We start from the raw sequence: 12,952 nt of genomic DNA, 5'->3' as shown, positions 1-12,952 counted from the left end.
AAGTTTAATAAATACAACTATAAAAACTTATTTATATTATTCAACATATATTTAAATATTCCTTGTACATTGTTAAAAAATATTCTCTACCTATTAAATTTTTGAGTAAATAAAAAACAATATACTAAAATAGATTTCAAATCTATTTTAGTATATTGTTTAATATTACGAATTATATATTTCTCTATTCTTCTATGTCTTTCATTACTATTTTATAAAAGTATTCATAGAAAATAGATACTATAGCTAAGGATAAGGATATAAAAGCCATAACTATATAATAGGATCTGTAAATTGTCATTTTTGACAGTATATATAGAGAAAAGCTTAGAAAGAGATATTTAATTACCTTTGTCTTAGAAAAAATCTTCCCTTTTTTCTCCGATACTTTTCTTTTATTTTCATTATATCTATTAATTATTATATCTTCTATTTCTTCTTTTGACGGATATTCTCCTATTTCTTTAATCATAAAAATCAATTTATCAAAATCCACAAATTCCATAACACCTTCATATTCATCTTCTAATTCCTCAATAAAATAAGAATTGGTTACAACTATTCCTCTTTCAATGCCAATTTCATCTACTTTATCTTTAAAATCTTTTATATCTTTTTTAGATATTCTTTCTTCTAAAGGTATTTTAAAACATTTAACTGCCCATATCTCATCTTCTTTCTTCCCTATTAAATCTATATCTTTTCCGCATTTTTCAAATGAAGCATCGTAGTAGTTCTCTAAAATTTCTTTTACATATTGAATAAATTCATCACTGGTGAAATAATTGATTTCTTTTATAATCTTCTTTTTTACTATATCTTTATTTACATCCCTAACTTTTTTATCGTATCTATTTGATTTTATATAATAACTAGCATATAAAGCTAGAGAAAAAAATGATAGAGCACCTATTATAGAAATTATGAAATGCTTAGTTTTAAAAATTAGGAATATAAAAAACAATAAAGACATTAATATTTTTATAAGTAGACTATCTACTAATACAGCATTATAACTTTTTCCACCTTTAATCCTTTTCAAATAATAATTTTTTATGTTTTTTCTTCTCTTTAAATCTTTTAAATATTGTTTAAAGCCATTTTTTATAGTTTTTTCACTCAATTTTACCATTCACCCTTCCACTATATAGTTTTGTAATTACTAGTATTATTGACATAATAATTACAAATAATAACACTATATTGTTTAGAAGGCTTATAAATATTTGTTCTGGAAAAATTCTAATTAAAATATCTACATTTGGATTCAATAACCATAGATCATTATCAAACAATATTAAATGGAAATAAGTAAAATATTTGTTAAAATCTATTAGGTACAAAAGAAAAACTGCTAATACAATTCCAAGAGATACAATAGAAGAATACATGCTATATTTAACTAAATTTTTAGGATTTTTGAATATTAAATATAAAAAACTAATTAATAAAATAATTATAGAAATATTCCTTAAAATAAATCCTTCTTTAAAAAGAACCCTTACATCTTCTAAATGAATAAGTTCTTTTTTATTAAAATACTTTTTAATATGACTATTATCTTCTTCTCCTTTTAAATATTTAAATAATTTATTCGTTAAATCCATTAGCTCGTCTTTTTCAATATTTGTACTAGAAGGAATACTGTATTCATCATATTTTTTTGTATAAAAACTTTCATTAAACGCAATAATATTTATACTAAATAATAGAATAGCTATGGGCAAAAAAACGGAAAATATTATAGATATAGTTTTATTCATCTTCTTCACCTTTCATATTTTTTTATTTTATTTATACCCATATTTCAAAAAACAAAATATAAAGACCCGAAAATTCGGGTCTTTAAGCCATAGCTTTTTCTAATTCATCTAAATGTTTTAATGGAAACATCCTTAAAAGTTCCTTATATTGTTCTACAGTCAAACCCTGGGTAGTAGTGTATATCTCTATCTTACCATCTACACTAGCATTTTTAAATCTTTCCTTTATTTCTTCAAAATTTTGATTATTATCCATAAACACACTCCTTATACTATGGTTTTGAACTTATTTTTAGTATGTTTAATTAGAGCTTTTTTATACTTTTAAAAATATAAAAAATATCACTCTTCATCTTGTTTTTCACAATTAAAGAGTGATATTTTTATTTAACTATTCAATTTCTAAATCATCAGGAATTTCCCAGTTGTGGTATACATCTTGAACGTCATCATTATCTTCAAGATTTTCTATAAGTTTTACCATGTTCTTTATATCTTTTTCTTCTTTAAGTTCTACAGTATTTTGTGGTATAAAAGAAGTTTCTGCTGTTACAAACTCGTATCCTTTTTCTTTTAATGTATCCCTTACAGTATTGAAATCTTCTGGAGCAGTTATTATTTCAAATACTTCTTCTTCTACATTAAAATCTTCTGCACCAATTTCAATTGCTTCCATCATAAGTTCTTCTTCATCTATAGAATCATTTTTTTCTATAGCAAGTATACCTTTTCTGTCGAACATAAATGAAACACATCCTGTTTGGCCTAAGTTTCCACCAAACTTGTCAAAAGCATGTCTTACATCTGAAGCAGTTCTATTCCTATTATCTGTTAAACAAGATACATATACTGCTATTCCTGCTGGACCATAACCTTCATATTTAATTTCTTCAAAATTATCTGCATCTTGGCTTCCAGCAGCTTTCTTAATAGCTCTATCTATATTATCATTAGGCATGTTCTCAGCCTTAGCCTTTTCTATAGCAGCTTTAAGTGCAGGATTGTACTCCGGATCAGATCCACCTTCTTTAACAGCTACAGTAATATACCTAGTAAGCTTTGTGAAAATTTTACCACGAACAGCATCTTCTTTTCCTTTTTTTCTTTTGATATTCGACCACTTTGAATGTCCTGCCATACCTGTTTCAACCTCCTTCAATCAATAACAATAATATTTTAACATATAAAGCAAAGTATTTCATTAATTTATTTTTCTATAGTAAATATAGGAGGAAATTTTCTTTTGTGTCCACTTCTTTTATTCATCTTTTCTATTTTTTCAACAAGCTCTTTTTCTCCACTTCCAGTCTTTATATAGTTATCCAATACATCATAACTAAAGCCCATTTCTTTTTCATCTGTTTGATTTTCCCAAAGTCCTGCAGTAGGAGGTTTAGTTATGATTTTTTCAGGTATGTTCAAGCAATATGCTAATTCTCTTACTTCAGATTTTACAAAGGAAGCTATAGGAAATATATCTACACCACTATCTCCATGTTTAGTAAAATATCCTACAGTAAATTCACTTTTATTGCTAGGACCTGCAACTAAATAATTGTACTTTTGTGCAAAATAGTACAATGTAGTCATTCTAAGCCTAGGTTTTACATTGGCCTGAGCCAACCTATTTTCCCCTTCATTAGATACAGTTTCCATAAATGCATCATAGGTATTGGTCAAATCTACTTTAGTAGTTTTAAGATCCAAACTTTCTGCTACTAGTAGTCCATGTTCTTCATCTATAGGATTACTATGACAAGGCATAATGATTCCTAAACTGTTTTCAGGAAATGCCTTTTTAGCAAGTCCAGCTACAACAGCTGAATCTATTCCACCACTTAAACCAAAAACTAAGCCTTTTGCATTTGCTTCTTCAACCCTTTCTCTCAGCCAATTAACTAGTTCATCACATGTTTTTTCCACATTTCCCATGAGAGTACCTCCATTATCCATAATTATTTTAAATTTATTCAAATATTTTAGTACTTAAATATCTTTCTCCTGAATCTGGAGCTATAGCTACTATCCTTTTGCCTTTGCCCAGTTTTTCTGCCCATTTTAAAGCTGCAAAAGCTGCTGCACCAGATGAAATTCCTAGCAACACACCTTCTCTTCGAGCCAATTTTCTAGTCATTTCTATAGCTTCTTCATCTTCCACTACCTCCACTTTATCCAATAGATCTAAGTCCAATATTTCTGGAATGAAATTAGCTCCTATTCCTTGGATTTTATGTGGTCCAGCTTCTCCTCCTGATAATATTGGTGAAGAAGCTGGTTCGACTCCAATTATCTTTATATCGGGTATCTCGTTTTTTAAAACCTTTCCAACACCAGTTACAGTCCCACCAGTCCCAATTCCAGATATAAATACATCTATATCTCCATCCATTTGTTCCAATATTTCTAGTGCTGTAGTTTCTTCATGGGATTTTGGATTGTCTGTATTTTTAAATTGATAAGGTAAGAAATAGTTGTCGTTATTCTTTACTAATTCTTCTGCTTTATCAATAGAGCCTTGCATTCCTTTAGCTCCAGGAGTTAAAATCAACTCTGCACCATAAGCCTTTAACAGGCTCCTTCTTTCAGAACTCATAGTATCTGGCATAACTAAAATCACTTTATAACCTTTAGCTGCTCCTACCATGGCTAATCCAATACCTGTATTTCCACTAGTAGGCTCTACAATTACAGAACCTTTTTTTAACTCTCCTCTTTTTTCTGCTTCTTCTATCATATAAAGGGCTGGTCTATCCTTTATACTACCTGCTGGATTAAAGTATTCTAATTTTAAAAATACATCTGACCAAGATTCTTTCATTATATTGTTTATTTTAAGCATAGGAGTTTTTCCTATGAGATCTATTATACTATTACCGATTTTCACTAAAAAACACCTCCATTAAAGTTGCCTATATTGAATAAGGCACTATTGTTTAGGAAAAATTAACTATAGTGATACTTTAACTACAAAATATTATAACATAAAATTACAAAGGAGATAATCATGGATAAAAAACAATTTAAAATACTTGGTATAGGATTGGCTGCTGGTCTAGTAAATGGCCTTTTTGGTTCTGGTGGAGGTACTCTAGTAGTTCCTGCATTAGTGTTTTTGTTAAATGTAGATGATCACAAGGCTCATGCTACTGCTATATCCATAATACTCCCTTTAAGCATTGTAAGTGTCCTAATATATTATAGGCATAATATAGTAAAACTAGACATTGCATTTATTGTTGCCTTAGGTGGTATGCTTGGAAGTTTTATAGGTGCAAAACTTCTAAATAAAGTTCCTGTAAATATTCTCAGAAAAATATTTGGCTCTTTTATTATATTTGCTGCCATTAGGATGTTGATAAAATGAAATTATTTATAATTGGATTTTTTTCAGGTATAGTAAGTGGTATGGGTATTGGTGGAGGTACTATACTTATACCTTCCTTAATTTTATTTACCCAGCTAACTCAAAAGCAAACTCAAGGTATTAATTTAATAGTATTTATTCCTATATCTATAGTAGCTTTAATTGTCCACTACATAAATAAAAATATTGAATTTAAACTAGCATTTTTAATAATAATTGGAGGAATAATAGGAGCCTTAATCGGTTCTTCTATAGCCGTTAAAATAAACCCTAATATTCTAAAAAAACTATTTAGTATATTATTATTATGCATAGGAATAAGTGAGTTATTCATAAAAAAAGAATAGGCTTAAATGCCTATTCCCTTCCTTTCAATGTAGCTAATACACAATCATGATACAATATTTTAAATCCCATTTCTTCTGCTTTTTTAATCACATCTTCATCAAAAGTTCCTGGTTGAAACCATAGATATTCTATCCCTAATTCTTTAGCCTCTTCAAAAAATGTAGTAGTCACTTTTGGTGGAACTACAAAATCTATAACATCAGGTTTAACCGGAATATCCTTCAAACTACTATATACCTTATTCCCTTTTATCTCATCATATTTAGGATTTACTCCGTAAGTTTCATAATTATGTTTTTTAAGTATTTCCCAAATTTTATATCCAAATTTTTCTTCATTAGGAGTTGCGCCTACTACAGCCCAAACCTTTTTATTCAACATTTCTTCTTTATATGCGTTCATCTTATCCATATTTACACCTCCATTATATAAGTACCCCGTCTATGTATATTTAATCTTAAACTACTTTAATATTTTTCCATCACTTATAGAAAGGTATTCTTCTCCAATATCATCAATAATACCAGTTCCATTTGTTAATTCTCGTATAGTATCTCTAAATTTTTCGTCTTTCTCATATTCAATATAAAGTATAAGATTGACTGCATCGTCAAAAATAGTATCTTCTATGTATATTCCTTTATTGATTAAATAGTTTTCTACCATACCATAAAGGGTATAATCAATCCTGACTTTCACTTTTCTAAAAAGTATTTTATCTATTATAACTCCAGCTTCCAAACCAATCTTAGCACCTTTTGTATATGCTCTTATAAGTCCTCCAGTCCCTAATTTCTTACCACCAAAATATCTAGTAACTACTACAGCCACATTCCTTAAATCTTCTTTTTTTATAACTTCTAAAGCTGGTATTCCTGCAGTGCCACTAGGTTCCCCGTCATCACTATATCTTTGAATATTATTATCCTCTCCTAAAACATAGGCATAGACATTATGGGTTGCATCTCTATGTTTAGTTTTAATTTCTTCAATAAATTTTATAGCTTCATCTTCTGTTTCAACAGGCATTGCATATCCAATAAATCTAGACTTCTTTATTAAAATTTCATCTTCACCCATTTTATATATAGTTCTATATCTAGTTTTCATACTTATCACCTTTCCTGTATTGTCCTTATATACTACCAATTATATCATTAATTTCAAAAAAATTAAGGGTAGCAAGCTACCCTTAGACATAAACTTCTTTAATTTCATCCATTTCTTTTATTTCTAAATATTTTTTAAAGGAAAGGTTTACAAGTGATTTATCTTGATTATGAGTTATTTTTTCCATAGCCTCTTCAATAGGGAAGAAACCTCCATCTTGGAAGCCTAAATCTCTGTTTATTTTAAATACATCAGATTGAGACTCCATAATGTACCAAGTGATAAAATTGTACACAGGTTGTTTTCTCGATAAAGAATAAAATTCGTAACTAGTTTCTCCTGCAGTAGAAATTATTGTTCCTTCAACGCCCCCTTCAACCTTTACACGCTTTAGGGCCGTCTCCACTGCTAGAGAACCGTTACGAATTTTCCCTTTTGGTAATACCCAGTGACCTTTATCATTTTTTAAAATAAACACCTTATTATTGTGGAAAACTATACCGCCAGCACATTTTCTTATTATCATTGGCATCAACCTCCCTTTCTCTTATATTTAATGATACATTAGATTTAATTGAATTTCAACATTTTTCTGAAAATACTTTTCCTAAAAGCCTTCTTAATATATCTTATGTAATACTTTTATTATTAATCCTAATTTTTCAATTTATTTTTTATTTCTTTAATAGATTGTTTAGCTGCCCTTTTTACATATTCTTTTTCATCTGTTAAAACAACTTCTCTTAACAATTCTAAAGTATGGGAATCTCCAATTTCTGATAAAGCTTTTACTGCATATTGTCTCACTTGGGGATTTTCATCTTTTAAAGTTGCTTCGAGCCAAGGTTTTGCTCCTTTATTCCCCATCTTACCTAGTGCAGAGCAAGCTAACCTTCTATAGTTTACATTTTTACTTCTCAGTTCCATTCTTAAAAAGGGAAGAAATCTTTCTTCATTAAGCTCACCTATAAGCCAGATAAGTATAATTCTATCCTCTTGATTTTTAAATTTAATATATCTATTGTATATTTCATCAGACAATTTATTCTTTTCTTCTTCTTTTATATCCTTTAAATACAAAATCCTATCTTTTTTAGGTAAGCTTATGATCTTTACCAACCTATCTTCTCTAATTTCTTTTTTTGAATCCTTTGACAAAAATATTTTACTTTTTATAATATCCTTTTCAACTTCTTGTTTAGACATTCTTCTTATGAGGGCAATACTTTCTATAGGTTTGCCCTCTTTGTATAATAAATAAGTTATAAAATAATCTTCAATTTTAGAAATATCTTTCCAAAGAGTTCTTTCCATCACAATATATCACCTGTTTTTAATGTAATTAAAATACTTTTCATAATCAATACTACTTAGTTCCACCTTTATCTCTGTGCCTTCTTCCTTATGTTCAATATATTCCACATTGTAATTATCCAATATATGGGATAATACATCTTGTTTATCATATGGAATAACTAAGGTAGTATCTATATAATTTATAGGTAGATTTTCTTGTATCATATCCAACAGTTTATCTATATTTTTTCCATTCTTTGCAGATGTAAATATTTTTTTATCAACATATTTAGTATCATATATTAATTGTCTATCTTCTACTTTATCCATTTTATTAAATACTGTAATAATTGGTTTATCTATTACTTTTAAATCTTTCAATATATTGTAAGTTGTTGCCATTTGAAGATCTAAATTTTTGTTTGAAGCATCCACTACATGAAGGAGTAAATCTGCATACTTTACCTCTTCTAAAGTACCTTTGAAAGCCTCTACTAAATCAGTAGGAAGTTTGCTAACAAAACCTACTGTATCAGTTATCAAAAAAGACTGACCATTAGGTAATCTACCTTTTCTAAGGGATGTATCTAATGTGGCAAAAAGCATATCATATACGAATACTTTTTTCCCTTCATCATAATTTTCATTTAGTTCAATTATTTTATTTAAAAGTGTAGATTTACCTGCATTTGTATAGCCTACTAACGCTACTATAGGAAGTTGAGTTTTTTCTCTTCTTTTCCTTTTTACATCTCTAGTCCTTTTTATATCTTTTAATTGTTTTTCAATATTGTCAATTTCCCTTAAAATATGGCGTCTATCCGTTTCTAACTTTTGTTCTCCAGGACCTCTAGTACCTATACCTCCACCTTCTCTAGATAGATAATCTCTGAGGCCTACAAGTCTAGGAAGTCTATACTTAAGTTGAGCTAATTCTACTTGAAGTTGTCCTTCTTTAGAACTTGCCCTTTTAGCAAATATATCTAAAATTAAATTGGTTCTATCTATTATCTTTCTTTCTATTATATTCTCTAGATTTTTTATTTGAGCCGGTGAAAGCTCATCATTGAATACTACAGTATCTATATTTAGTTCATAACAATAATTTTTTATCTCATTTGCCTTTCCTTTTCCTATATAGTAAGCTGCATTGATTTTTTCTCTTCTTTGAACAATTCTTTCTATCACTTGACCATTAGCTGCCTCCACAAGCTCTTCCAATTCTTTCATAGAATCCTCTATATCAAAATCCTTTTCTCCTAAATCTATTCCGACAACCAATATTCTCTCTTTTGACTCTTCAGTTAAAATCACCATATCACCATCCATATATTCTTTATAATATTATACTATATATTTTGTTTCTTTTCACATTATTTAACTACTCTAAGTACTTCATCCCTTGGAACATTTATATATTGATCTGGGACGTCACCTATTATTATGGTTTCTGCAATTGGTACATTAGTGCTAATTTTAACTTCTTCTGAAACCAAAGGTACAATAATTTTAATATTAGCCTCTACAATTAAATAAATCCTATGTCTAGTTTGATTGATACCTGATTCTTGAAATTCAGTTGCAAAATCTACATAAACTGTTCCTTCAGGTACCATTTTCATATTGATACTAGGTAATTTTAAAAGTTGTGTATCAAATGCATTTCTTAGTGGTACATCTACTTCTGATTCTGAAACTTTTTCCAATTGTTTTTGAACTTCTGAAGCAACTTCTGAAGATATATCGTTCATAATTATAGTATTTGCTTGCATCAAAGTAACCCTTCCATTATCATCATATCTAACAAATATTAAATCTTTATAATCTATATCATCATTTATTTTCAAATTAACAGAATCATTTATCACTTGATTAGCTATAGCTTTTGCTTTAATTTCTGATATAGCTACTAGTGTAGGTTTAATATTTTTGTCAATATATCTAAATATGTATATTCCAATGAAAACTACTAAAACTATCCATATAATATGTTTATTTCTTTTAAAAAAATGTTTCAAAAAAAGCCCCCCTCATATATAATATATGCATATTGATAGTTTAAAGTGTGTATTTATAGTAAAAATATATTATAATGATTATAGTAAAATACTATAAGTTAACAAGGAATAATTTATATGTTATAATTAACTTATTATTTTACCTTTTTTCCCATTTAAGGAGGTATTTTAATGTCAGAAAGCAATAAAAGAAGAACAAAAAATGAAAAAAGCAAAAAAGAAACAACCAAGAAAAGAAGTAAATTTAAAATATTTTTATTAGTTTTACTAATAGCTGTAGTAGTATCAATCGGTGCTGTAACTGGCATTGTGATAGCTATTGCGAAAGATGCACCAGATATAGAACCTTCAAATATAGAAGCACTACTAAATCAAACTTCTTTCATCTTAGATGAAAATGGAAAGGTCATAGAAAAAATTCAAACAGAAGAATATAGAACAATTGTAGATCTAGAAAAAATACCTAAACATTTACAAGATGCATTTGTTTCCATTGAAGATGAAAGATTTGAAAAGCATATGGGAGTAGATCCAAAAGGTATTATGAGTGCTGTTGTAGATAATATTCGAGCAAAATCTACAGTAAGAGGTGCTAGTACTATAACTCAACAGCTAGCTAGAAATCTCTATCTAACTAATGAAAAAAAGTTAGACAGAAAAATAAAAGAAGCTTATATAGCACTCCAATTAGAAAAAGCTCTTACAAAAGATCAAATACTTGAAGCATATTTAAATAGGATATATCTAGGCCAAGGAGCTTATGGTGTACAAGAAGCTTCACAAACTTATTTTTCAAAAGATGTAGAGGACTTGACTGTTGCAGAAAGTGCTCTTCTTGCAGGAATAGTCAAAAGTCCATCAAAATATCCACCTTATAAAACAGTTAAACCTGAAAACTTCGATAGCAATAGCAATATTGAAGTTGGACAAATTGATATATTAGGTGAAAAGTATATTGCTGTATATAACGAAGAAGCTGTAAAACGTCAAAAAGTAGTGCTTATGAAAATGAAAGAATTAGGTTATATTTCAAATGAAGAATACAATCAAGCCCTAAATGAAGATGTTAAAAAAGACTTAAAACCTGGAGAAAAGAAGATAAAAGGTATTTCTTCCTATTTTAATGATTTTGTTAAATCTCAAGCCATTGATGCCCTAGTTGAAAAGCTTGGCTATACAAAAGAAGAAGCAGAAAAAGAATTATACACTGGTGGTTTGAAAATTTATTCTACTATGGATATAGAAATGCAACATAAAATAGAGGAAGTATATAGAAACTTTACAGAGATACTATTTGGAAATCCAGGTGGATCAGGAAAACCTGTACTAATAAGCTGGTCTTTAGACGGAAATAGAAATATTAGAGATGATAGAAATAACATCATATATTATAATCAAGAAAATTTATTTGACGAAAACTTCAATCTAAAAATTGAAAAAGGTACTTTTCAACTTGAAAATGATAATTTAATAATCAACAATAAGAAATTTAATCCTTATACAAAAAGTATTGATATTGCTGATTATTATACTATTAATGACAAGAGAAATTTAGTTACTCATACAGTAGGTTCTTTAGCCATTAGCGAAGATGCATACAGCATTGGAGAAAATAAAGAAATAATCATTTCTAAGAATTTTTTAGCTGAAAATAAAGATTTTTATTCAATAGATGGGAATGGTAATTTAATTATAGCTAATAATTATTTCTTTAGAAGTAATGAAGGGGTTGTTCAACCTCAATCTGCTACAGTAATCATGGATCATCACAATGGTCAAATAAAAGCATTAGTAGGCGGAAGAGATATTCAAGGTAATAAACTATTAAATAGGGCTACATCTTCTCCTAGACAACCTGGTTCATCTATAAAGCCTATTGCTGTATATTTACCAGCATTAGATAATGGATTTACTGCAGCTACTGCTATTGATGATGCTCCTCATTATGATGGAGCTGGTAGATTGTGGCCAACTAACTGGTATAAAGGATATTGGGGACCTACTCCAGTTAGAAAATCTGTAGAACAATCTATAAATGTTAACTCTGTTAAAGCTTTAGAATCCATTGGTATAGATACCTCTATAGAATATCTATCTAGAATGGGAATTGTTAATAAAGATAAGCCTGAAGATGATAATTTTGTATCTCGCAGTGAAAATAAAAATAGTAATGATGAAAACCTTGCAGCTTTAGGTCTTGGTGGTATGACAAAAGGCCTTACTCCATTAGAAATGACAGCTGCCTATGGATCTATTGCAAACAATGGAACCTATATAGAACCTATAGCTTTCACTAAGATATTAGATAGAAATGGAAATATATTAATAGACAATCAACCAAAGAAAAATAAAGTAGTATCTCCACAAGTAGCCTATATAATGACCGACATTTTAAGAACTACTGTATCAAATGGTACAGCAAAAAGAGCAGCTATTCCTAATATGACTACAGCTGGTAAAACAGGTACTACTCAAGAAAATGCAGACGCTTGGTTTGTTGGATATACACCATATTATGTATCAGCAGTATGGATAGGTAATGACTCTCCTGCAATTAGATTGAATCAAGGAAGCTCTATGGCTTCTAGTCTATGGAGAAATACAATGACCAAAGCCCATGAAGGATTGCAAAATAAAAGTTTTGATAGGCCAGAAGGTATTGTAAGTGCTCAGATATGTACTCAATCTGGAAAATTACCTGGTCCATCATGTTCTGGTACTACTATAACAGAAATATTTGTACAGGGAACAGTTCCTGGTGAAATCTGTAGCGCTCACATAGGTATTCCAGAAGAAGAGCCTGAAGACGAGGAAGATGAGGAGTTGGAAGAAGAACCTGAAGATAATGAGGAAGAAGATAAGGATAAAGATAAAGATAAAGATGAAGATGAAAAAAATGAAGATAAGAAAGATGATAATGTAACAACTCCACCTGAAAAACCTGAAGAACCAGAAGATCCTAATGAAAAACCTTCAGACCCTGGAAAAGGAGATAGAAAACCTGGAGAAAATGATAAGCCTGAATCAGGAGACAACGAGAACTAAATAATATA

The 12,952-nt window shown here is 29.1% G+C and carries 15 protein-coding genes; 3 read left to right on the top strand and 12 right to left on the bottom strand.

Annotation, left to right across the window (positions count from 1 at the left end; translation table 11 throughout):
• Positions 1 to 184 precede the first annotated feature (184 nt).
• The 6 genes from FYJ27_RS05965 to cysK form a co-directional block, all read right to left on the bottom strand.
• Positions 185 to 1,132, bottom strand: a complete 948-nt coding sequence (locus tag FYJ27_RS05965; RefSeq protein ID WP_154483937.1) for a restriction endonuclease — start codon at positions 1,130 to 1,132, stop codon at positions 185 to 187.
• Entirely contained in the window at positions 1,116 to 1,763 is a 648-nt protein-coding gene (locus tag FYJ27_RS05960; RefSeq protein ID WP_154483936.1) for a TIGR01906 family membrane protein, read from the bottom strand. The genes FYJ27_RS05965 and FYJ27_RS05960 overlap by 17 nt, the downstream gene beginning before the upstream one ends.
• An 82-nt stretch (positions 1,764 to 1,845) precedes the next feature.
• Positions 1,846 to 2,019 carry a hypothetical protein gene (locus tag FYJ27_RS12635; protein ID WP_195839089.1) on the bottom strand — a complete coding sequence of 58 codons (174 nt, stop codon included), beginning with the start codon at positions 2,017 to 2,019 and terminating at the stop codon, positions 1,846 to 1,848.
• A 135-nt stretch (positions 2,020 to 2,154) separates the two neighbouring features.
• Positions 2,155 to 2,901 carry a YebC/PmpR family DNA-binding transcriptional regulator gene (locus FYJ27_RS05955; protein WP_154483935.1) on the bottom strand — a complete coding sequence of 249 codons (747 nt, stop codon included), beginning with the start codon at positions 2,899 to 2,901 and terminating at the stop codon, positions 2,155 to 2,157.
• Positions 2,902 to 2,969: 68 nt separating this feature from the next.
• Complete coding sequence (nadE, locus tag FYJ27_RS05950) at positions 2,970 to 3,695, bottom strand: NAD(+) synthase (RefSeq protein ID WP_154483934.1); 726 nt, start codon at positions 3,693 to 3,695, stop codon at positions 2,970 to 2,972.
• A 34-nt stretch (positions 3,696 to 3,729) separates the two neighbouring features.
• The gene (gene cysK / locus FYJ27_RS05945; protein WP_326831046.1) at positions 3,730 to 4,647 is read right to left on the bottom strand and encodes a cysteine synthase A; all 918 of its coding nucleotides are present in this window, start codon (positions 4,645 to 4,647) and stop codon (positions 3,730 to 3,732) included.
• A 120-nt stretch (positions 4,648 to 4,767) separates the two neighbouring features.
• Here cysK and FYJ27_RS05940 point away from each other — a divergent pair, with 120 nt between their 5' ends.
• Entirely contained in the window at positions 4,768 to 5,127 is a 360-nt protein-coding gene (locus FYJ27_RS05940; protein WP_154483933.1) for a sulfite exporter TauE/SafE family protein, read from the top strand.
• The gene (locus FYJ27_RS05935) at positions 5,124 to 5,474 is read left to right on the top strand and encodes a sulfite exporter TauE/SafE family protein (RefSeq protein WP_154483932.1); all 351 of its coding nucleotides are present in this window, start codon (positions 5,124 to 5,126) and stop codon (positions 5,472 to 5,474) included. The genes FYJ27_RS05940 and FYJ27_RS05935 overlap by 4 nt, the downstream gene beginning before the upstream one ends.
• 10 nt (positions 5,475 to 5,484) lie before the next feature.
• On the opposite strand, the gene FYJ27_RS05930 is transcribed toward FYJ27_RS05935, so the two are convergent.
• From FYJ27_RS05930 to yunB, 6 genes are all read right to left on the bottom strand, one after another.
• Entirely contained in the window at positions 5,485 to 5,886 is a 402-nt protein-coding gene (locus FYJ27_RS05930) for a CoA-binding protein (protein ID WP_154483931.1), read from the bottom strand.
• Positions 5,887 to 5,937: 51 nt separating this feature from the next.
• Positions 5,938 to 6,585, bottom strand: coding sequence for a YigZ family protein (locus FYJ27_RS05925; protein WP_154483930.1), 648 nt, complete (start codon positions 6,583 to 6,585; stop codon positions 5,938 to 5,940).
• Positions 6,586 to 6,667: 82 nt separating this feature from the next.
• Positions 6,668 to 7,111, bottom strand: coding sequence for an NUDIX domain-containing protein (locus tag FYJ27_RS05920; RefSeq protein WP_154483929.1), 444 nt, complete (start codon positions 7,109 to 7,111; stop codon positions 6,668 to 6,670).
• A 128-nt stretch (positions 7,112 to 7,239) separates the two neighbouring features.
• Positions 7,240 to 7,899: a HEAT repeat domain-containing protein gene (locus FYJ27_RS05915; protein WP_154483928.1), complete on the bottom strand. Its 660-nt coding sequence runs from the start codon at positions 7,897 to 7,899 to the stop codon at positions 7,240 to 7,242.
• A 9-nt stretch (positions 7,900 to 7,908) separates the two neighbouring features.
• Complete coding sequence (hflX, locus tag FYJ27_RS05910) at positions 7,909 to 9,198, bottom strand: GTPase HflX (RefSeq protein ID WP_154483927.1); 1,290 nt, start codon at positions 9,196 to 9,198, stop codon at positions 7,909 to 7,911.
• Between the two features lie 56 nt (positions 9,199 to 9,254).
• Complete coding sequence (yunB, locus tag FYJ27_RS05905; protein WP_154483926.1) at positions 9,255 to 9,899, bottom strand: sporulation protein YunB; 645 nt, start codon at positions 9,897 to 9,899, stop codon at positions 9,255 to 9,257.
• A 171-nt stretch (positions 9,900 to 10,070) separates the two neighbouring features.
• Here yunB and FYJ27_RS05900 point away from each other — a divergent pair, with 171 nt between their 5' ends.
• Positions 10,071 to 12,944 carry a penicillin-binding protein 1A gene (locus FYJ27_RS05900; RefSeq protein WP_154483925.1) on the top strand — a complete coding sequence of 958 codons (2,874 nt, stop codon included), beginning with the start codon at positions 10,071 to 10,073 and terminating at the stop codon, positions 12,942 to 12,944.
• The last annotated feature ends 8 nt before the right edge of the window (positions 12,945 to 12,952 follow it).

Origin of the sequence: Anaerosalibacter bizertensis (genome assembly GCF_009696605.1) — a bacterium.
Taxonomy (GTDB): domain Bacteria; phylum Bacillota; class Clostridia; order Tissierellales; family Sporanaerobacteraceae; genus Anaerosalibacter; species Anaerosalibacter bizertensis.
This window is presented reverse-complemented; position numbering and strand designations above follow the sequence as displayed.

What these genes read in the sequence shown, in the direction of transcription:
- FYJ27_RS05965 (WP_154483937.1), bottom strand. Translation starts at nt 1,132, where the DNA reads ATGGTAAAATTGAGTGAAAAAACTATAAAAAATGGCTTTAAACAATAT.
- FYJ27_RS05925 (WP_154483930.1), bottom strand. Translation starts at nt 6,585, where the DNA reads ATGAAAACTAGATATAGAACTATATATAAAATGGGTGAAGATGAAATT.
- FYJ27_RS05960 (WP_154483936.1), bottom strand. Translation starts at nt 1,763, where the DNA reads ATGAATAAAACTATATCTATAATATTTTCCGTTTTTTTGCCCATAGCT.
- FYJ27_RS05955 (WP_154483935.1), bottom strand. Translation starts at nt 2,901, where the DNA reads ATGGCAGGACATTCAAAGTGGTCGAATATCAAAAGAAAAAAAGGAAAA.
- nadE (WP_154483934.1), bottom strand. Translation starts at nt 3,695, where the DNA reads ATGGGAAATGTGGAAAAAACATGTGATGAACTAGTTAATTGGCTGAGA.
- hflX (WP_154483927.1), bottom strand. Translation starts at nt 9,198, where the DNA reads ATGGTGATTTTAACTGAAGAGTCAAAAGAGAGAATATTGGTTGTCGGA.
- FYJ27_RS05915 (WP_154483928.1), bottom strand. Translation starts at nt 7,899, where the DNA reads ATGGAAAGAACTCTTTGGAAAGATATTTCTAAAATTGAAGATTATTTT.
- FYJ27_RS05930 (WP_154483931.1), bottom strand. Translation starts at nt 5,886, where the DNA reads ATGGATAAGATGAACGCATATAAAGAAGAAATGTTGAATAAAAAGGTT.
- FYJ27_RS12635 (WP_195839089.1), bottom strand. Translation starts at nt 2,019, where the DNA reads ATGGATAATAATCAAAATTTTGAAGAAATAAAGGAAAGATTTAAAAAT.
- FYJ27_RS05940 (WP_154483933.1), top strand. Translation starts at nt 4,768, where the DNA reads ATGGATAAAAAACAATTTAAAATACTTGGTATAGGATTGGCTGCTGGT.
- FYJ27_RS05920 (WP_154483929.1), bottom strand. Translation starts at nt 7,111, where the DNA reads ATGATAATAAGAAAATGTGCTGGCGGTATAGTTTTCCACAATAATAAG.
- FYJ27_RS05935 (WP_154483932.1), top strand. Translation starts at nt 5,124, where the DNA reads ATGAAATTATTTATAATTGGATTTTTTTCAGGTATAGTAAGTGGTATG.
- FYJ27_RS05900 (WP_154483925.1), top strand. Translation starts at nt 10,071, where the DNA reads ATGTCAGAAAGCAATAAAAGAAGAACAAAAAATGAAAAAAGCAAAAAA.